The sequence below is a fragment of the Ruegeria sp. AD5 genome (genome assembly GCF_056542345.1).
The window spans coordinates 1,371,818-1,390,766 of record NZ_JBQFZR010000002.1; the positions used below are offsets into that span (position 1 = coordinate 1,371,818).

The window sequence follows — 18,949 nt, forward strand, 5'->3', positions numbered from 1 at the left end:
GGGTCAGTTGGTCTTGCGGCTAGGAACAAACGGCAACGGTGCGACCGGCACGCCGTCTTCAATCAGCGATTGCGCCTCTTCGGGCTTGGCCTCACCATAGATCGCGCGCTCGGGCGCATCCCCCAGATGGATTTTGCGGGCTTCTTTGGCGAAATCCTTGCCCACATAGTCCGAGTTTTCCTCGACCTTTCGACGCAGTTCGCTGAGGACCTCAGCGATCTCGGGCGAAGGTGTTGCCATGCTGATCTCATCCGCAGAAGGCTGCTCTGGTGCAACCTCGGTCACCGCCTTGCGCGCAGGTCGGACACGCGGTGTCATCACCGCCTTTTCCACCTTGTCGCAGCCGCAGACCGCGCAGGTTACCAACCCGGCCGCTGACAGTTTGTCAAAGGCGGCTGCGGATTGAAACCAACTGTCAAAGCTGTGGTCATTGCTGCATTTCAATGCGTATTGAATCATATCACATCCAAAATCCGGTTGGCGAATAGATACCGACCAACATGGCAATATCAAGTCTTGATCTTGTCGCGCTACTGCCGGTGCAGCCCGAATCCACCCAAAAGCGCGGCGAGATCAGGCGACGCCACTTTCGATGACGCCTTTTTGGGCGAAACCCATTTGCGCCTGCGCTCACCCGCTTCGGGAAAATGCGCCTCGGATCGCTGCACATGCAGCGGAAACACATCAACCAGACACAGCGCCGATGGCTTGCCAGGCCGGTTCTTGATATAGGCAAACCGACCAAGGCTTTCGCTTCCGCACTGCCCCAAAACACCAGCCTCTTCCCAGGCCTCGCGGGCGGCTGTTTCAGACGGGGTCAGCCCGTTGATCAACCACCCCTTCGGGATGATCCAGCGCCGCGCCCTGCGCGTTGTGATCAACAAAATCTCTGGCAGGCCATCATTGGTTCGATAGCAAAGCGCAGCGGATTGAGCATAAACAGGCAGCGCCCCGGAAAGGGAGAGGTTCTCGGCCGAACGATCGGCGATAGCACCATTACTGCGCCCGTCAAACACGGTTCATATCCACTGCTCGCTCCGCTTATGTTGCGGTTTATAAAGTGATATTTATCATATCCGGCAGAGTCTGCCAAGCTTTACGGGAAAGCCCCCTTGTTCAGAGCCATCCGGCCCGACAAACGCCGCACCAGCTCGTCATGAGGGATGTCGGCATCAATCGCCAATCGACGCAGCCCAAAATGCACATGCGCGATCTGCTGGTAGTAGCGGGTATAGACAAAATTTGTACCGCCCCCGGCAAGCGCCCCAAGCAACGGTACAGACTGCGCCGCCAGCTTCTGGCCCAGCACTACGGACAGGCGCGGCGCCACCATCGCAATGAGGCGTTGCATGGTCGGTCCGGTCAGGGTCATGCGCATTGAGAAAAAGCCCAGATCAGCCCCGTCATCCTCGGCCAAAGGACCTGCGGCTGACAACACTCGGATCGAGTCGAATTTCACGTTCTCGGCGGTCGGATCAAACCCTTCCCGCATCGCTGCGCCTTGGATCGCGCGCAGCATCATGGCGGTTGTCGCGGGCAGCTCGACAAGTGCTGTGGACACTCCACCCAGACCTCCGGCTGCGCCCATGGCAGTAGTCAAGGCTGTGTTGACCCATGGTTTCTGGTCCGGCACGGCACGCCGAGAGCCTTCGGCCGCATGCATGGCAAGCCAAAGCGCCTGTTCGGTTGCTTCGGTCAGACCTTCTCGCACCGGCTTAGGTAACTGATCCAATAAGGATTCCGCCGAACCACCAAGCTTGTTCAGCAGATTCACTCCTGCGCCACCTGCCGCACCGTACAGCTGCGCAAGCCGATCAAGCTCGGCCTCGGGATCGAGTTTTTCGACAAGAACCACGTCCTGCATCTGTGCCCTCCTGTCCTGAAAACATCGGGACTTTGCAGCGGGTTTTCAATGGGTCAACGGGTCCAGCGACTAACAAGCCCCTGAATTTCGGACCAAACTCCGGGGGTCAGTTCCAAACCCAGTATGCGATCAGGGTTGGTGGGCGGGGGCATTTCGACACCCGTCAGCGGGGTGAACCCGAACCGGGCATAATAGGGCGCATCGCCCACAAGCATGACGCGATCCCACCCTTTGGCGCGTCCGGCCTCTACCCCCTGATGGATCAGATATCCGCCCAACCCTTCGCCTTGATGGGTCGGGTGGACCGCCACTGGACCTAGCAGCAGCGCGTCATGTTCACCCACATGCACGGGCCAAAACCGGATTGCACCAGCCAGAATGCCCTGCCCATCGCGCGCGACCTGCGACAGGCCAGCGACAGGCGGCACGTCATCGCGCAGACGATAAGACGACAACGCCTCGCGCCCCGGAGCAAAGCACAGGTCATAGAGCGCTTCGACCTCCCACCAGTCTTCCGGCTCTTCCGGCCTGATCTTGAATTGCTGCACGCGCGCCCTCTTATCCTTGCTGGAAATCGCCCTAGCACTTCGATAGGCCTTGGGCAAACGCTTGGAGTCCATATGTTCTATCGCCCCGAAGACGGCCACGGCCTGCCACACAACCCCTTCAACGCCATCATAACCCCACGCCCTATCGGCTGGATTTCGACGCGCGATGCTGACGGGATCAACAACCTGGCCCCGTATTCCTTCTTCAATGGTGTCGCTTATACACCGCCCCAGGTGATGTTCGCCTCAACCGGCTCCAAACACGATCAGGATGGCGGCAAGGACAGCATCGCCAATATCGAGGCCACGAAGGTATTCTGCGTCAACGTGGTGGCCCATGCGCATCGCGACGCAATGAATGCCAGCTCAGAGGGTTTGGGAAAGCACGTCGACGAGTTCACTCATGCTGGGCTGACACCCGTTGAATGCGAAACCATAAATTGCTCTCGGGTCGAGGGAGCGCCCGCAGCGCTGGAATGCAAACTTACCCAGATCGTAACTCTGCCGGGTGAGTCCAATCGGGTGGTGTTCGGAGAGGTCACTGGTGTGCACCTGCACGATGACCACATCCGTGACGGCAAATTTGACGTGACCTCATTCAACCCGCTCGCGCGGTTGGGTTATCGGGACTATTCTGTGGTGACAGAATTGTTCAGCCTTTCACGCCCGGATGACTAATGCCACTGCCTGATCCTACACGCAGATATCCGATTGTTCTGCCCGACGGCACTAGCCACAACGGAACAGTGTTTCTGTCTCAGGCCATCGATCATCCCCGCTTTGAGGCAGGAGCTTACACTTATGCGTCGGATTTCGATGCACCGAAGGACTGGGCGCAGCGGCTTGCACCGTATCTGTTTCCCTTTTCAGAAGAAAAGCTGATGCTGGGCAAGTTCTGCCAAATCGCTCATGGAGTAAGGTTTATCACAGCCTCCGCAAATCACGCGACCGATGGCTTGACCTGCTTTCCATTTCCAATCTTCGATCCGGATCGCATGTCAGGCTACCAGCCTGATACACGTGATACCGTTATCGGGCACGATGTCTGGATCGGTTACGGAGCTTTGATTTTACCCGGAGCGCAGATCGGAAATGGCGCGATTGTTGGCGCAGGCTCGGTCGTGCGGGGTCAGGTTCCACCCTATGCAGTCGTAACCGGAAATCCGGCAAAAGTCCGGCGCTATCGTTTTGATCGCGATGTGATTGAAAGGCTGCAAGACTTGCGATGGTGGGATTGGCCCGCAGAAACCATCACTCGGGCCGAAGATGCCTTGCTTTCAGGCAATATCGATGCGTTGGAGCGCATTGCTTCTGAGATATAAGGCGGCCAATCCGGCCGCCCTTTCGCGTATTCAGTGCCCGCCCAGAATACCGGTGCGGACCGAATAATCCACAGCCAGTTCGTAATCCGGGTCATCATCGCTGTCGACCATCAGATGGCCGGCCTTGTTCAGCAGTGTATGACAGTCACGGCTCAGGTGCCGCAGCATGACGCGTTTGCCAGCCGCTTCGTATTTGGCGGCGATGTTTTCGATAGCCTGCAGCGCGGATTGGTCCACCACACGGCTGGCTGCAAAGTCGATGATGACGGTCTCGGGGTCGTTTCTTACGTCGAACAGCTCCACGAAGCCCTCGGACGAGCCAAAGAACAGCGGGCCCTGAATTTCATAGACCTTCGCCCCTTCTTCCGTTTCCGAGTCGCGCGTAACCGCGTGGATGCGTTTGGCGTTATTCCATGCATAAGCCAGGGCAGAGACAATCACACCTACCACAACAGCCACCGCAAGGTCTTCCATCACGGTGACGACTGTCACCAGTACGATCACGAACGCATCCATCAAAGGCACCTTGCGCATGATCTTCAGCGAATTCCAGGCGAAGGTTCCGATCACCACCATGAACATCACACCGACAAGTGCGGCCAGTGGAATCTGCTCGATCAGAGGCGAACCCACCAGGATGAAGAGCAACAGAAATAGCGCTGCAGCGATACCTGCGATACGCGTGCGCCCGCCTGACTTCACGTTGATCATCGACTGACCGATCATCGCACAACCGCCCATACCACCAAAGAAACCGGTGACTACGTTCGCTGTGCCCTGCGCGATACATTCCTGCGAAGCACCACCGCGCTTGCCGGTGATCTCACCCACAAGGTTTAGCGTCAGCAGGGATTCAATCAGACCGATTGCGGCAAGGATCAGGGCATAGGGCAGGATGATTTCAAAGGTCTCCCAGTTCAGCGGCACCATAGGTATATGGAAGCTGGGCAGGCCGCCTTCGATCGAAGCCAGATCACCGACACGCGGGACGTCCAGCCCAATGCCAATGACCAAAGCAGCGACAACAAAAATCCCGGCCAGAGGCGCTGGGATGACGCGGGTGATGCGGGGCATGATCCAGATCACAGCCATGGTCAGAGCGACCAGACCCAGCATTGTGTAGAGCTGTAGGCCCGAAAGCCACTCGCCACCGCCCATGCCGTGGCCGGTATTTTCCATGGTTCCGGGCACTTTGAATTGCCCCAGCTGCGCCAGAAAGATCACAATCGCCAGGCCGTTCACAAAGCCCAGCATCACCGGGTGCGGCACAAGACGGATGAACCGGCCCCAATGCATCGCTCCTGCGATAATCTGCATAATCCCCATCAGCACCACTGTAGCGAACAGGTATTCGACCCCGTGCTGCGCAACCAATGCGACCATGACAACCGCAAGCGCCCCGGTTGCGCCCGAGATCATGCCGGGGCGACCACCGATCAACGCAGTGATCAGACCAACCAGGAATGCGGCATAAAGCCCGACCAGAGGGTGCACCCCGGCGACAAAGGCAAAGGCCACGGCTTCGGGGACCAGCGCCAAGGCGACGGTGAGACCGGACAGCAACTCGATCCGCAGGCGGGAAAAGGTCAATCCCTCATCCGGGACCCAGCGCAAATCGGGTTTGGCTATACGATTGGCAAAGCTTGCCAGCATGGCTCGGGGCATGGATCGGTCCTGTTGGTCGGTTTTGTTCGCGCGAAAGGGGCCTTCTAGCGGTCAAACCGGTCTTGAGATACCGCGCCAGGCGGGACCCTGATATGCGCCGTGCGCATAGCTTGACCCAAGCGCACACAAACCGTTGAACCCACTTGTCAAATGAAGCTGTGGCCCGCAGAACTCACACAGCAGGAATTTTCAACGGAGAGCACTCGTGACCCAAACAAAAATCGCCGTCGTTGGAGGATCAGGCATTTATGACATCGATGGTCTAGAGAATGCCGAGTGGGTCACTGTGGAAACGCCATGGGGCAATCCGTCGGATCAGATCCTGACCGGGTCGCTGGATGGGGTCGAAATGGCCTTCTTGCCGCGTCACGGTCGCGGACATGTGCACTCGCCGACCGAGGTGCCCTATCGCGCCAATATCGACGCGTTGAAACGGCTTGGCGTAACGGATGTGATCTCGGTCTCGGCCTGCGGGTCGTTCCGCGAGCATATGGCGCCGGGTGATTTCGTGATCGTGGATCAGTTCATCGATCGAACATTTGCCCGTGAAAAGAGCTTTTTCGGGACTGGCTGCGTCGCCCATGTCAGTGTTGCGCATCCGACCTGCCCGCGCCTGTCGGACGCTTGTGAGACTGCTGGCAAGACGGCTGGCATCACCATCCACCGAGGTGGAACCTATCTGGCGATGGAAGGACCGCAATTCTCGTCATTGGCGGAATCCAAATTATATCGCGAACAATGGGGGTGCGACGTGATCGGCATGACCAACATGCCCGAAGCGAAACTCGCCCGCGAGGCCGAGCTTTGTTATGCCTCAATTGCCATGGTCACCGACTATGACAGCTGGCACCCTGATCACGGTGAAGTCGACGTGGCCGCCATCATCGCCACGCTGACCGGTAATGCGGAAAAAGGCCGGGCATTGGTCAAAGGTCTACCCACTCTGCTGGGGACCGACCGTGCGCCCTGCCCGCATGGCTGCGACCGGGCGCTGGAGTATGCCATCCTGACCGCGCCTGAAAAGCGCGATCCGGAATTGTTGGCCAAGCTGGATGCTGTGGCTGGGCGGGTGTTATAAACTCAGTACTGCGACAGTTTCTTTTGCACTTCGTCCCATAGGCCACGCGACCACAAATCGTTGTGGGTGCCGTCGGGGATCACGTAAATCTGCGCGGTATCAGACATCTCGGCCAGAGCTTTTCCGTGATGCAGTGGAATAGTTTCATCCTCGGTGCCGTGAAAAATCAACGTCGGCACCGAGATCTGTTCGATAAGATCACGTGTGGCGAACTGATCCCTCATCAAGGCTGAGACCGGCAGAAAAGGATAGCGTTCCGCCGCGACATCAACGGTTGCAGTGAACGGGGCCTCAAGCACCAGAAGTTCTGCATCAGGACGCTCGGCAGCCACAGCGGCGGCAATGCCGGTGCCAAGGCTCTGACCGTGCAGCACCACAGCTTCGCCCTGACCCGCCAGCCTGTCATAGAGCTGAACTCCATCAGAGATCAGCGCCAGTTCCGAGGGCTCGCCTTCGCTGCCCGGAAAGCCGCGATAGCTGGGGGCAAGCAGCCCGTAGCCCGAGTTGAGGATTTCGCGCAGCCGTTCAGCGCGGTCCCCCAGATTGCCGCTTTGGCCGTGGAAGAATAGGACGGTCGGTGCATCCGGGATTGCAGCGGGTGCAGCCCAGACCGTCAGGGCAGTACCATCAGCCATTGTCAGCGACAGCGCATCAACATCCGCCAACCCCACCGAAGCCGGATCCGGTAACGTACCTTCGGGTTTGTACAGCAGAGATTGCTGGTTGAAAAACATGTATCCGAGGACGCCCGCATACAAGATCGCCGCGGCCAACAGCAGTCCTACCAAGATTCTTTTGAGGCGCTCGACACCGGATCTGGCGCGGCCGGTATCGGCCTCAGCGTGTTGGGTTTGAACCATGGCTCCCTCCTTTGGGTCGCATTGCGAGAGTGGGGTGCATTGGAGGCGTTTCAAGATGCATAAGCCAAGCTTCATCCAATCTTAAACCTGTTGCGGCAATCCCAGATCGCATTGCACGCCTGAATTCCCTGCCCCATGTCCTCGGTATTTAGGCGACCCCGGCTTCGCAAATCCGAACGCCAACCCGTTGGAGCCGGTGTTTCACCACGAGAATGTGCCCGCAAAGCCTTGACCAATACGTCGTGCCAAGGCTTGGTGTGGGAAACACTCTAATAGGATACTCCATGTCCATTGAAATCTGGCTGGCCTTTGTGGCCGCTTCGACCGCGCTGCTGCTGATCCCAGGCCCGACCGTGTTGCTGGTGCTTAGCTATGCGCTGTCGAAAGGACGCAGTGTGGCGGTTGCCTCGGCCACCGGGGTCGCATTGGGGGATTTGGTGGCGATGACCGCGTCGCTGCTGGGGCTGGGGGCGCTGGTGCTGGCCTCTGCCACACTGTTTACCGTGCTGAAATGGGTTGGGGCAGCCTATCTGGTCTGGCTGGGTGTCAAACTCCTGCGCAGCGCGCCGTCGGGCGGGCTGCAAGCAATTGAAACCGAACGTGACGTGACCGCCCGCAGTGTTTTTGGCCATGCCGCTGCAGTCACCGCGCTGAACCCGAAGTCCATTGCCTTCTTCATCGCTTTCGTACCGCAATTCTTGCGTCCAGCCGAGCCTTTGGGTCCGCAATTCGCGATCCTGATCGCAACATTTGTGGGTCTCGCGGGGCTGAACGCGCTGGCCTATGCGCTGCTGGCGGACAAGTTACGCCGGATGATCGGACGCGCGAATGTCATCACGACCATGACCCGGTTCGGAGGGTTGACCCTGATCGGAATGGGCATCGCCACAGCGGTTCTGCGCCGCCCGGCGTGATTTCAGTTTTCAGCGTTTTCCTTCATGAACCCCCGGATAAACCGGCGGATTTCGCGGGCGGCAGAGGTGTCCAGATCCCTGCACAACTCGACGAATGCATCGCGCTCATCCTTGTCGAGGCGCAAAACCAACTGACTGTTTTTCTTGGTAGATTTCTTTCCATCTTTCTTGGTCACACGTCCAGTCCCCGTCCTGCCCTTGATTCTAAGTGCGATACATTGTATATACATAGAATATAAAATGTAGATATCGCGCACATAACAGCAAAAGCGAGATTAAAGCAATGAACTTTCATGTCGCGCAAGCCATTCTTCTTCGGGATCAACGCAACTGGCGCAAGCCGCACCTGTCCTGGCTTCCGAACGCGCTGTATCGCTACTACGGTCTGCCTAACGCCATGCGAGGCCGCAGCAAGTAGCCGCAGGGTCCAGAGTTCTCTTGCATGACCGCACCTTATGGGCGAAATACCCCGCGCGTGTTTGATGCCAAAGGGGTGGCCCATGTCCAGAAACAAAACGGTCAAGGATTACATTCGGACCATCGTCGATTTCCCGCATGAAGGGATCATGTTCCGCGATGTCACCACCCTGTTTGCCGACCCGCGTGGGTTCCGCATGGCAATCGACCAGATGTTGCACCCTTACGCCGGTGAGCGAATCGACAAGGTTGTGGGCCTTGAGGCGCGCGGCTTTATTCTGGGCGGTGCGATTGCCCACCAGCTGAGCGTTGGATTCGTGCCGATCCGCAAAAAGGGCAAACTGCCCGGCACCACGATCAGCCAGGACTACAAGCTGGAATATGGCGAGGCGATCGTCGAAATTCACGATGACGCCATCCAACCGGGTGAGAAGATCCTGGTCGTTGATGATCTTCTGGCTACCGGAGGCACCGCCGCCGCGGGGATCAAGCTGATCGAACGGCTGGGCGGCGAGATCATCTCATGCGCGTTCATCATCGATCTGCCCGAATTGGGTGGTCGCAAAGCGCTGGAAGATTTGGGCATGGACGTGCACGTTCTGTGCGAGTTCGAAGGGCTCTGATCTCCACAAAATTCACAAACTCGTGACTGGAAATCGCGTGCGCCGCAGGCTTAGCGCGATTGGGGTCACATTCAAGAAACAGTTGCCTCTGGATTCTGTGATCTTGTCGCGACCTGACTGCGTACCCCGAATGATGCCACCTAGGGCATTCTCAACAAGGGAAATCATGTCATGTTGCGCAAATTCGCTGTTGCTGGAGTTGCCAGTCTTCTGTTGACCACCTCTGCTTTGGCAGATGGGCACGCCAAGGATATCGTCGATACTGCGGTGGGCGCGGGCAGTTTTGAAACGCTCGTCGCTGCCGTTCAGGCCGCCGAACTGGTTGAAACGCTGAAAGGCGAAGGGCCGTTCACCGTTTTCGCCCCAACGGATGAGGCTTTTGCAGCGCTCCCCGAGGGCACGGTCGAAAATCTTCTGAAGCCCGAAAACAAGGAACAGTTGGTCGCAGTGCTGACCTATCACGTTGTCCCGGGCAAAGTGATGTCGGGTGATCTGTCCGATGACATGACCGCCGCCACCGTGCAGGGCGGAGATATCACCATCGATCTCGACAATGGCGTCATGGTGAATGATGCCAACGTTGTGCAAGCCGATATCGAAGCCGAGAACGGCGTGATCCATGTGATCGACAAGGTCATTCTGCCCGCGTCGTAAAGAACCGCAGCGCCCCGGTATACGTCCGGGGCGCGTCTATTAGGCCAGAACCGCCCCGGGGTTCATAATCCCCTGAGGATCAAGCGCTGCTTTGATCGCCCTCATGGCCTGCAACTTGACCGGATCGCCATAGCGTTCCAGATCATCTGTCTTGAGCCGACCGACACCGTGTTCGGCGCTGACCGATCCACCAAATTCATGAACCAGATCATGTACCGCGCGTTTGACCGCGCCCCGCTGTGCGACAAACTCCGCCTTGTCCTGCCCGGCAGGTGGAAATACGTTGTAGTGCAGATTACCGTCGCCCAGATGGCCAAAGCAGTTTACGCGAAACGGCCCCTGCCCGGCCACCACATCCGCACCGCGCCGAATGAACTCTGGAATGCGGGAAATCGGGACCGAGATATCATGGCTGGAAACTGATCCGATCAGCCGGTTGGCCTCGGGGATGCGCTCGCGCACGGCCCAGAGTTCGGACCGCTGTGCTTCGCTCTGCGCGATGACCGCATCGCGGACCAGATCGCGCTCATCAGCGGCGACATAAATCGCCTCAAGCATGTCCGAAGGGTCTTGGCCGACCGACAAGCCCAGCTCGATCAACACACTCCATTCCGGTGTTGCCGCAAAGGGTTGCCGCACGTCGGGCAAAACCTCGGTCAGGAATTCGAGGCCCTGCCCATGGATCAACTCAAACGTACTGACCGCTTCTCCCACTTGATCCCGCGCCACTGACAACAGATCAATGGCAGCCTCGGGTGAGGAGACCTGAAACATTGCGGTTCCAACGCCCCTGGGTCGCGGGAACAGCTTCAACGCTGCCGCGGTGATGATGCCAAGTGTCCCTTCGGACCCGATCATCAGGTTTCGCAGGTCATAACCGGTGTTGTCCTTACGCAACCGGCTAAGCCCCTGCCATATCTCACCACTGGGCAATACCACTTCAAGCCCCAGGCACAGATCGCGTGCATTGCCATAGCGCAGCACATTCACGCCACCCGCATTGGTGGCCAGATTGCCGCCAATCCGGCAAGAACCCTGCGCAGCCAGCGACAGGGGAAATAGACGGTCCGCGTCTTCAGCGGCGGTTTGGACATCGGCCAGAATGGCACCGGCCTCGGCCACAAGTATGTTCTCGGTGGGGTAAGTCGCGCGTATCGCCGTCATCCGTTCCAGGGAAACGATCAAAGGGACAGGACCATCCGGAACAACCTGCCCTCCTACCAGACCGGTGCCGCCGCCATAAGGGACAACAGGCACCCGAGCGTCTGCGGCCAATTGCACCAGAGCCGACACATCTTCCACAGTGCGTGGCAAGGCAAGCAAACCGGGCTGCCCGACAAACCGCTGACGCGGCTCTTCAAGGTAACGATCTGCAATCGGGCGCAAGACGTCAGCACCCAATCGGGTTCTGATTGCTTCGGCAAGGCGGCTGTCTGCAGGGTTCAGTTTCATGGCTCTTCCCTGCCAAAGGCCACGGGCCGCGACAAGCCCTATTCCAGCTCTATCAGGTACTGAGGCTCCAGCACCACAACCGTCGGCCTGTCGGGCAGCGTGCGCAACGAGACGACAATCTCGGACACCCCATCCCGTTCAACCGGGAATTCATCCCGAATATCCACCAAAAACCGCTGGAGCGAAAAGTCCGAGAACCAATGCATCGGGATAATGACCGAGCTTTTGAGGCGTTTCAGAACCTGAACCATCTCGGGCAAGGGCATCGTGGTGCCTCCGTCCACCGCCGCCATGACCACATCCAGCCGACCCAGTGCAGCGAATTGTTCATCCGACGGAATGTGATGCAGGTGCCCCAGATGGCCGATGCACAACCCTTCGACCTCGAACACAAAGATCGAGTTTCCGCGGTCTTCAATACCGCCATAGGCCGAACGGATATCGGTCGACACATTGCGAATCAGCATCTCACCCAGATCAAGATGGTGCTCGATGCCTTCGCCGAACTCGCCCCAGCCCGGCAAGACATACGGGATGGCCGGATCGGGATGGGCAGTCCAGTGGGTGCTGTGCGCATGGTTCATTGTGACCACGTCAGGAATTAGCGCAGCGCCGCCGATAAAACCGGTGAAATCGGTCACCGCGTTCAGCCCGCCCTGTGTCTGGATCAGAAACGATGCATGCGCGACATAGCTGATACGAACCGAAAACTCGGGCACGGGATCCTGCCACGCCGCTTTGTGAAGATATTCAATCCCCGGTGCCGCATCTGCGATGGCGATACAGTGACTAGGCCGCCGCTCCTGCGCCACAGCCCCGCATGCAATCATCATCAGTCCCGCAACAAACCGCCACATAGGGCAAGTGTAGCGCAATGGGCCAACAAGTCATGCCCTTGTTGATCTGGCCACGGATATCTCCAGGACAGGAGGCTTGCCATGCCTGGCGGCAGAGCCCTCTAGCCTGCCTCAGTCTTGCCCCGACGATCGGACCTTAGGCTGGCATACAGAACATGTGTTCGCCAGCGCCCATTGATCTGCAGATAAGACTGCGCCACGCCTTCGTATTTGAAGCCTGAGCTTTCCAGCAGACCGCGAGAGGCCTTGTTCTCAGGCAAACACGCGGCCTCGATCCGGCTTAAATCCAGACGGGTGAAGGCGTGATGAACAACGGCGCCAATTGCTTCGCGCATGAACCCCTGACGCGCAAAGGCCTGCCCGGTCCAATAGCCCAAGGTGCCAGCCTGCGCCGGACCACGGCGAACATTGTCCAACGTGATCGCCCCTAGCAGAATATTGTCTGTGCGACGAAACAGGAACAGAGGTATCGCCGTTCCACTCGCGACTGAGCGCTGGGCCCAATAGACCCGGTTGGTAAACGACTTTCGGCTCAGATGGTCCTTGGCCCAAACCGGCTCCCACGGCACCAGATAGTCCTTTGAAGCACGCCGCAGGGCGGTCCAGTCGTTGAAGTCGGAATGCATGGGCGGGCGCAGCGTCAAGCGCTCGGTTTCGAGTTTCAGCTTGCGTCTGCCTAACAGCATCACGCCGCACGCCTCTCCTGCAGATCCACCAGCGTCGGTGCGCCCGAGACCGGCCCATACAACGCCAGCGCTGCAGGGGCTTTGACTGCCATGTCTTCGGCAAAGGCACGCACGTCCTCGGTGCTGACCGCATCGATCTTGGCCACGGTGTCCTCAAGCGAGGGCACACGTCCCCAGATCTGCACCAGCCGCGCCAGCCGTTCGGCCCGGTTCGACGGGCTTTCCAGCCCCATCAGCATCCCGGCCTTCATCTGGGCCCGCGCGCGGGCAACCTCTTCTGCGCTCATGTCTTCGGCAGCGCGCTTCATCTCGTCGATGGTAATCGTCGCCAATTCGCCCACCTGATCGGCCGAGGTGCCTGCGTAAATCGTTGTCGTACCGGTATCCGCATAAGCACCGGTCTGAGCAAAGATCGTATAGCAAAGCCCGCGCGTCTCGCGCACTTCCTGAAACAGGCGCGAGGACATGCCTCCACCCAGAGCGGTCGAGTAAATCTGGGCCGTATAGATCGCATCATCGCGATAGCCCGGACTTTCCAGCGCCAGCGCGAAATGCGCCTGCTCCAGTTCTTTCTCCTGCCGCGCCTCACCACCAGTGAACCGCGCAGCGTCGGGGATCAGACCCTTGCGCGGCTGCAGGTGGCCGAACATCTCTTCGGCCAGTTTCATCAGCGCATCGTGGTCCACAGCTCCAGCTGCAGACAGGATCATCTGTTCCGGCCCGTAGTGTTCGGCCACGAAACCAGACAAGTCCTCGCGGGAAAACGCACTGACGCGCTCGGTCGGGCCCAGAATGGTGCGGCCAAGGGGTTGGTCGTGATAGCTCTGCTCTTGCAGCCAGTCAAAGATTACATCGTCCGGCGTATCATAGGCCTGACCGATCTCCTGCAGGATCACGCCGCGCTCGACCTCGATCTCGCGCGGGTCGAATACCGGGTTCAGGACGATGTCGCCGATGACATCCATGGCCAGCGCCACATCGTCCTTCAGTACGCGTGCATAATAGGCCGTAACTTCGCGCGAGGTATAGGCGTTGATGTACCCGCCCACATCCTCGATCGCTTCGGCGATTTGCAGCGCAGAACGCCGCTGGGTTCCCTTGAACGCCATATGCTCAAGGAAATGCGCGATACCGTTCTGCTCGATCCGCTCGTGCCGGCCACCGGCGGTTACCCAGATGCCGATGGCCGCAGATTGCAGCCCCGGCATATGTTCACTGACGATACGAAATCCGTTCTTCAGTTGGTCCTGTCTGACTGTCACTCAGCAATATGCCTTCTGATATGATCCTCAAGGGCACCCAGATCGTTCGCAACGCGGGTCACCCGTTCCGGACGTTCATACAGATCAGACATGCGGGATGGAAGAGGCGGATGTTCGCCGCTTGCCTTCTCGACCGCCGCCGGGAACTTCGCGGGATGCGCGGTTGCGAGCGTGATCATGGGCACATCGGCAGCGCGGTGGTCTTCAGCCACTTTGATCCCAACGGCGGTGTGCGGACAAACCAACTCGGCGCTGTGGACCATCGTGCGCCTGATCGTCTCAAGCGTCTCGTCCTCAGAAACGCGGCCCGAGTCAAAGCTTTCTCGCAGAGCCTCCATCGCGCCTTGGCTGACATTGAAGCCTCCGCTCTTGAGTTCATCCATCAACTGAGCGACTGCGCCGCCATCTTCGCCATAGGCGTAGTACAGTGCACGTTCAAAGTTCGAGCTGACCTGAATATCCATCGACGGGCTGATCGAAGGGATCGTGTCACCCTTGAAATACCCCTCGCCTGAGAGGCAACGGTGCAGGATGTCGTTCTGGTTGGTCGCCACCACCAGACGATCGATGGGCAGCCCCATGCGTTTGGCCAGATAGCCTGCGAAGATATCACCGAAATTCCCTGTCGGCACGGTAAAGCTGACCTTGCGATGTGGCGCGCCGAGGCTGACGGCGGCGGAGAAATAGTAAACGATCTGTGCCAGCACACGGGCGAAGTTGATCGAGTTCACCCCGGCCAGCTTCACCCCATCACGGAAGTCGAAATCGTTGAACATGTCTTTCAGCGCGGCCTGACAGTCATCGAAATCGCCATCCACGGCCAAAGCGTGCACATTGCTGTCGGCAGGAGTCGTCATCTGACGGCGTTGCACTTCCGAAACACGGCCATGCGGGAACAGGATGAACACATCCACCGCATCCAGGCCACGGAACGCTTCGATTGCGGCAGAACCGGTGTCACCGCTCGTCGCGCCGACAATGGTAACGCGATCTTCGCGCCGTTTGAGCGCGACCTGGAACAGCTGGCCGATTAGCTGCATGGCAAAATCTTTGAAGGCCAGTGTGGGTCCGTGAAACAGCTCCAGTAGAAAATGGTTCTCGTTCAGCTGCTTCAAGGGCGCGCGGGCGTCATGGCCGAAGCCCTCATAAGCGCGCGCTATGATCTTTTTGAACTCATCATCGGAGAACGAGCCACTCACATAGGGCCACATCACGCGGAATGCGATTTCTTCGTAGGACAGGCCAGCCAACGCAGCAATTTCGTCCTGCGACATCACCGGAATTTCAGCGGGCAAGTACAGACCACCATCACGGGCCAGTCCGGTCAGCATCGCCTCTTCAAAGGTCAGTTCGGGCGCCTGCCCGCGGGTCGAGATGTATTTCATGTCGCGTCACTTTCGGAATTGGCACGGCTGCGCCACAGGAAGTATCCGGTCATTGCGGCCCAGACCAGAGCAAGACCAAACCAGATGATTGCGTATTGCAAATGATCGTTGGGGATGCCCGCCGTATCCACCGGCATTGGCGTTACATTCGGATCGGTTTCCGAGCGGGCAATTAGCAACACCGGCTCAGCCCCCAGCGCGGCGGCCAGATTGGGCACATCTCGGGCGAACCAGATGTTGCCGTCAATATCTGCGTCAGGCGTGTAGCCATCAACTTCATCGGGCCAGTGCAGGTTGCCGGTGATTTCCATCGGGCCAGTCAGGCGAACAGCCTGCTTGGCTGTGGTCGGCACAAAGCCGCGATCCACCAGAATAGTCCGGTCGTCGGTGGTAAAGGACTGGATGATCCGATACCCCGGCCCCACCTGCTTGACCGAAACCAAAACGTGGATCTCGCCCGGTTCGATCTCGCCTGTGACCGTCACCGGCAGGTATTTGTCCGCATCTTCGGACACCTGCAATGGCAAGGCGACAGGATCGGCAGCGATGCGGCTTTCGATTTCGGCCAGCACCTCCTGTTTCCAGGTCAGCCGCTGCAGTTGCCAAATGCCCAGCGACAACAGCAGGCCCAGACCGGCAAAGCCGAAGATCAGCAGAAACAGAATGCGACGCATATTGGGATCAGACCTTGTTGCGGGAACCGGCGCCTTGTTAAGGGGCACGTGAACCGAAGTGCAACCATGTAATTGTATGGGGCGCAATCTTGCGCCCCTGATTGAGAAAAAGCCGCCCCGTGGGGCGGCTTTTGCAATTGGATCACCTGCGTGGCGTTACATCAGCGGGGCCTGACCCCAGATGTAGACGGCGAAAAACAGGAACAGCCAGACGACGTCAACGAAGTGCCAGTACCAAGCGGCAGCCTCGAAACCGACGTGTTTCTCGGGCGTAAAGTCCCCCTTCAGGGCGCGGATCAGACAGACCGACAGGAAGATGGTGCCGATAATCACATGCGCGCCGTGGAAACCGGTTGCCATGAAGAAGTTCGAATAGAACTGATCGCCACCGAACTCCCAACCCTCATGGGCCAGTAACTCATAGTATTCAAACGCCTGAAGCGCAGTAAAGGCGATGCCCAGAACGATACCAATGGCCAGACCATTGATCAGCGCCTTGCGGTCATTGTCATGAACAAGCGCGTGGTGGGCCCAAGTAATCGCACAACCCGACAGCAACAGGACCAAAGTGTTGATCAGCGGCAGGTGGAACGGATCAACGGCGTGGATATCCGGCTGGATGTATTCAGTACCGGCATAGTCGTACATCGGATACATGCGATGTTTGAAGAACGACCAGAACCAGGCGAAGAAGAACATCACCTCGGACATCACGAACAGGATAAAGCCATAGCGCAGGCCGATACGCACGACCGGCGTATGATCGCCCTGACGGCTTTCAACCACGACTTCGGACCACCATGCAAACATGGTATAAAGAACCCCGACCAGCCCCATCCAGAAGATCCACGGGGTAATCCCGTGCATCCAAAGAACGGCCCCGAACAGCATCACAAATCCGCTTACCGCGCCGATCAGTGGCCAGATTGACGGGTTCAGAATGTGGTAATCATGGTCTTTTGCGTGTGCCATCAGCGTCCCTCACCTACAGGCGTTAGTTCTTGTTTGTCTCAGCCTGCACATCAAGGGCGGCATAGCCCTCGGGCAGATCAATCTCATAGAATGTATACGACAGCGTTATCGTATGCACATACTTGGCTTCCAAATCTTCGACCATTTCCGGGTCGACGAAGAAAGTCACCGGCATCTCAACCCGCTCTCCGGGCTGCAGAACCTGCTCTTCAAAGCAGAAACAGGCAATTTTCTGGAAATATCCACCGGCAGAATACGGGGCGACATTGTACGACGCCTGCCCCGCAATCGGGCGGTCGGTTGGATTATAGGCTTCATAGAAGGCCAGGCCAGTCTCACCAATGCGGACTTCCATCTCGCGCTCGACCGGCTTGAATTCCCAGGCCATGTCTTTGGCTTTTGAGGCGTCAAAGCGCACGGTGATGGTGCGGTCCAGAATCTCGTCAGGAGCAACTTCGGCCACGCCGGTGGTCCCACCAAACCCGGTGACCCGGCAGAACCAGTCATAAAAAGGCACAGCAGCCCAAGCGAGGCTGCCCATCAGGACAACCACACCAACCGTCTGCGCAACAGTTTTCTGAGGACCGGTCAGCGCCATCAGTTCTGCACCTCCTGTGGTGCCATATTGAAATCAGTGCCCGAGACCTTCACGATCGTCAATCCAAAGATGATCACGATGAACGCGGCCAGTGTCAGGCCCACGCCCAGATTGCGGCTGAACCGGCGCTGATGCAGTTCGTGGCTTTTACGCAAGCTCATGACCAGCCCCCCAGACCATAGGGTTTCAGTAGCGCTTCGGCCAGAATCGCGCCAAAATGCAGGAAGAGGTACAGCAGCGACAGCTTGAAGAAACTGCGTTCGACCTTGAAGTTATCGGCCTCCGAATCGTCTTCGTTTCGACGAGAAATCTGCCAGGCCCCCCGCAGAAACAAGCCATTCAGAACCAGCGCAACAACTAGATAAATCGGGCCTCCGATATCCGAGAACGCAGTCCCCACCGCCAGCAACGCCAGCAACGCGGTATAGACCAGAATATGCCAGCGCGTCGCGCGTCGACCATGGGTGACGGTCAACATCGGCACCCCGGCATCGTCATAGTCCGAGCGCATGAACAAGGCCAACGCCCAGAAATGCGGAGGTGTCCACATGAATGTCAGGGCAAACATCAACCACGGTTCGAGCGTCATCGAGCCAGTGGCCGCGACCCATCCGATAACCGGCGGGAACGCCCCCGCGGCACCACCAATGACGATGTTCTGAGGCGTCGAGCGTTTCAGCCACATCGTGTAGACGACAACATAGAAGAAAATAGTGAAGGCCAGAAACGCCCCTGCAAACCAGTTGGTTGCCAAACCCAGCATAATCACGGACAGGCCAGACAGAGCCAGACCAAGCGCCAATGCCTCGCCTTCTTCAACTTTGCCAGAGGGGATTGGACGGCCTTTGGTGCGCTTCATCACGCGGTCGATATCCGCGTCCCACCACATGTTCAGCGCGCCGGATGCACCGCCACCAATAGCGATGAACAGGATGGCGCAGAAGCCAACAAACGGATGTATCGGAACCGGAGCCGCAAGCAGTCCGACCAAAGCCGTGAATACGACCAGCGACATCACGCGCGGCTTCAGCAGGGCGAAATAATCACCAAAGCTGGCCTCGTCCGCGCGGGTCTGCGCAGAGACGGTGCTGGCATTGAAGCTTGCGTCGCTCATATCC

24 protein-coding genes are annotated in these 18,949 nt (G+C 58.3%); 7 read left to right on the top strand and 17 right to left on the bottom strand.

The window, feature by feature from the left end:
* Positions 1–3: 3 nt before the first annotated feature.
* From ACR0JG_RS15410 to ACR0JG_RS15425, 4 genes are all read right to left on the bottom strand, one after another.
* Complete coding sequence (locus ACR0JG_RS15410; RefSeq protein WP_170799855.1) at positions 4–459, bottom strand: DUF1178 family protein; 456 nt, start codon at positions 457–459, stop codon at positions 4–6.
* A 71-nt stretch (positions 460–530) separates the two neighbouring features.
* Positions 531–1,016, bottom strand: coding sequence for an NUDIX hydrolase (locus ACR0JG_RS15415; protein ID WP_170799852.1), 486 nt, complete (start codon positions 1,014–1,016; stop codon positions 531–533).
* An 80-nt stretch (positions 1,017–1,096) separates the two neighbouring features.
* Positions 1,097–1,864, bottom strand: a complete 768-nt coding sequence (locus ACR0JG_RS15420) for an EcsC family protein (protein ID WP_170404266.1) — start codon at positions 1,862–1,864, stop codon at positions 1,097–1,099.
* A 53-nt stretch (positions 1,865–1,917) separates the two neighbouring features.
* The gene (locus ACR0JG_RS15425; protein ID WP_170397287.1) at positions 1,918–2,412 is read right to left on the bottom strand and encodes a GNAT family N-acetyltransferase; all 495 of its coding nucleotides are present in this window, start codon (positions 2,410–2,412) and stop codon (positions 1,918–1,920) included.
* A gap of 72 nt (positions 2,413–2,484) precedes the next feature.
* On the opposite strand from ACR0JG_RS15425, the gene ACR0JG_RS15430 reads away from it, so the two are divergent.
* The gene (locus tag ACR0JG_RS15430) at positions 2,485–3,090 is read left to right on the top strand and encodes a flavin reductase family protein (RefSeq protein WP_170397289.1); all 606 of its coding nucleotides are present in this window, start codon (positions 2,485–2,487) and stop codon (positions 3,088–3,090) included.
* Positions 3,090–3,734: a CatB-related O-acetyltransferase gene (locus tag ACR0JG_RS15435; RefSeq protein WP_480570851.1), complete on the top strand. Its 645-nt coding sequence runs from the start codon at positions 3,090–3,092 to the stop codon at positions 3,732–3,734. The genes ACR0JG_RS15430 and ACR0JG_RS15435 overlap by 1 nt, the downstream gene beginning before the upstream one ends.
* A 30-nt stretch (positions 3,735–3,764) precedes the next feature.
* Here the strand turns inward: ACR0JG_RS15435 and ACR0JG_RS15440 are convergent, their stop codons facing one another.
* Positions 3,765–5,399 (bottom strand): SulP family inorganic anion transporter, encoded by a 1,635-nt coding sequence (locus ACR0JG_RS15440; protein WP_170404268.1) that lies wholly within the window; start codon positions 5,397–5,399, stop codon positions 3,765–3,767.
* A gap of 205 nt (positions 5,400–5,604) precedes the next feature.
* Here ACR0JG_RS15440 and ACR0JG_RS15445 point away from each other — a divergent pair, with 205 nt between their 5' ends.
* Positions 5,605–6,477, top strand: a complete 873-nt coding sequence (locus ACR0JG_RS15445; protein WP_480570854.1) for an S-methyl-5'-thioadenosine phosphorylase — start codon at positions 5,605–5,607, stop codon at positions 6,475–6,477.
* Positions 6,478–6,479: 2 nt separating this feature from the next.
* Here ACR0JG_RS15445 and ACR0JG_RS15450 read toward each other — a convergent pair whose 3' ends face one another.
* The gene (locus ACR0JG_RS15450; protein WP_480570857.1) at positions 6,480–7,337 is read right to left on the bottom strand and encodes an alpha/beta hydrolase; all 858 of its coding nucleotides are present in this window, start codon (positions 7,335–7,337) and stop codon (positions 6,480–6,482) included.
* 284 nt (positions 7,338–7,621) lie between these two features.
* Between ACR0JG_RS15450 and ACR0JG_RS15455 the strand changes: the two genes are divergently transcribed.
* Positions 7,622–8,251 (top strand): LysE family translocator, encoded by a 630-nt coding sequence (locus ACR0JG_RS15455; RefSeq protein ID WP_170397298.1) that lies wholly within the window; start codon positions 7,622–7,624, stop codon positions 8,249–8,251.
* Between the two features lie 2 nt (positions 8,252–8,253).
* Here the strand turns inward: ACR0JG_RS15455 and ACR0JG_RS15460 are convergent, their stop codons facing one another.
* The gene (locus ACR0JG_RS15460) at positions 8,254–8,427 is read right to left on the bottom strand and encodes a hypothetical protein (RefSeq protein WP_170397300.1); all 174 of its coding nucleotides are present in this window, start codon (positions 8,425–8,427) and stop codon (positions 8,254–8,256) included.
* Positions 8,428–8,534: 107 nt separating this feature from the next.
* Here ACR0JG_RS15460 and ACR0JG_RS15465 point away from each other — a divergent pair, with 107 nt between their 5' ends.
* The 3 genes from ACR0JG_RS15465 to ACR0JG_RS15475 all read left to right on the top strand — a co-directional run bounded on the left by ACR0JG_RS15465 (position 8,535) and on the right by ACR0JG_RS15475 (position 9,945).
* On the top strand, positions 8,535–8,669 hold the full coding sequence (locus ACR0JG_RS15465) for a hypothetical protein (RefSeq protein ID WP_480570860.1): 135 nt from the start codon (positions 8,535–8,537) through the stop codon (positions 8,667–8,669).
* 82 nt (positions 8,670–8,751) lie between these two features.
* Complete coding sequence (locus tag ACR0JG_RS15470; protein WP_010441681.1) at positions 8,752–9,291, top strand: adenine phosphoribosyltransferase; 540 nt, start codon at positions 8,752–8,754, stop codon at positions 9,289–9,291.
* A gap of 171 nt (positions 9,292–9,462) precedes the next feature.
* Positions 9,463–9,945, top strand: a complete 483-nt coding sequence (locus tag ACR0JG_RS15475) for a fasciclin domain-containing protein (RefSeq protein ID WP_480570863.1) — start codon at positions 9,463–9,465, stop codon at positions 9,943–9,945.
* A 39-nt stretch (positions 9,946–9,984) separates the two neighbouring features.
* Here the strand turns inward: ACR0JG_RS15475 and ACR0JG_RS15480 are convergent, their stop codons facing one another.
* From ACR0JG_RS15480 to cyoE, 10 genes are all read right to left on the bottom strand, one after another.
* Positions 9,985–11,397 (bottom strand): FAD-binding oxidoreductase, encoded by a 1,413-nt coding sequence (locus ACR0JG_RS15480; protein WP_480570866.1) that lies wholly within the window; start codon positions 11,395–11,397, stop codon positions 9,985–9,987.
* A 38-nt stretch (positions 11,398–11,435) separates the two neighbouring features.
* On the bottom strand, positions 11,436–12,227 hold the full coding sequence (locus ACR0JG_RS15485; RefSeq protein WP_480503856.1) for an MBL fold metallo-hydrolase: 792 nt from the start codon (positions 12,225–12,227) through the stop codon (positions 11,436–11,438).
* Positions 12,228–12,355: 128 nt separating this feature from the next.
* Positions 12,356–12,940, bottom strand: a complete 585-nt coding sequence (locus ACR0JG_RS15490) for a GNAT family N-acetyltransferase (protein ID WP_170397308.1) — start codon at positions 12,938–12,940, stop codon at positions 12,356–12,358.
* Positions 12,940–14,202, bottom strand: a complete 1,263-nt coding sequence (locus tag ACR0JG_RS15495) for a M16 family metallopeptidase (protein WP_170626462.1) — start codon at positions 14,200–14,202, stop codon at positions 12,940–12,942. The genes ACR0JG_RS15490 and ACR0JG_RS15495 overlap by 1 nt, the downstream gene beginning before the upstream one ends.
* Positions 14,199–15,587, bottom strand: a complete 1,389-nt coding sequence (thrC, locus tag ACR0JG_RS15500) for a threonine synthase (RefSeq protein ID WP_170397312.1) — start codon at positions 15,585–15,587, stop codon at positions 14,199–14,201. The genes ACR0JG_RS15495 and thrC overlap by 4 nt, the downstream gene beginning before the upstream one ends.
* Entirely contained in the window at positions 15,584–16,261 is a 678-nt protein-coding gene (locus tag ACR0JG_RS15505) for an SURF1 family protein (protein WP_170424281.1), read from the bottom strand. The genes thrC and ACR0JG_RS15505 overlap by 4 nt, the downstream gene beginning before the upstream one ends.
* 156 nt (positions 16,262–16,417) lie before the next feature.
* A complete protein-coding gene (locus tag ACR0JG_RS15510) occupies positions 16,418–17,233 on the bottom strand; it encodes a cytochrome c oxidase subunit 3 (RefSeq protein ID WP_170397316.1) in 816 nt (271 codons plus the stop codon).
* Between the two features lie 22 nt (positions 17,234–17,255).
* Positions 17,256–17,831, bottom strand: coding sequence for a cytochrome c oxidase assembly protein (locus ACR0JG_RS15515; RefSeq protein WP_170466145.1), 576 nt, complete (start codon positions 17,829–17,831; stop codon positions 17,256–17,258).
* A complete protein-coding gene (locus ACR0JG_RS15520) occupies positions 17,831–17,992 on the bottom strand; it encodes a hypothetical protein (protein ID WP_010441671.1) in 162 nt (53 codons plus the stop codon). Before ACR0JG_RS15520 ends, ACR0JG_RS15515 begins: the two co-directional genes overlap by 1 nt.
* Positions 17,989–18,945 carry a heme o synthase gene (gene cyoE, locus ACR0JG_RS15525; RefSeq protein WP_170466148.1) on the bottom strand — a complete coding sequence of 319 codons (957 nt, stop codon included), beginning with the start codon at positions 18,943–18,945 and terminating at the stop codon, positions 17,989–17,991. The genes ACR0JG_RS15520 and cyoE overlap by 4 nt, the downstream gene beginning before the upstream one ends.
* Between the last annotated feature and the right edge of the window lie 4 nt (positions 18,946–18,949).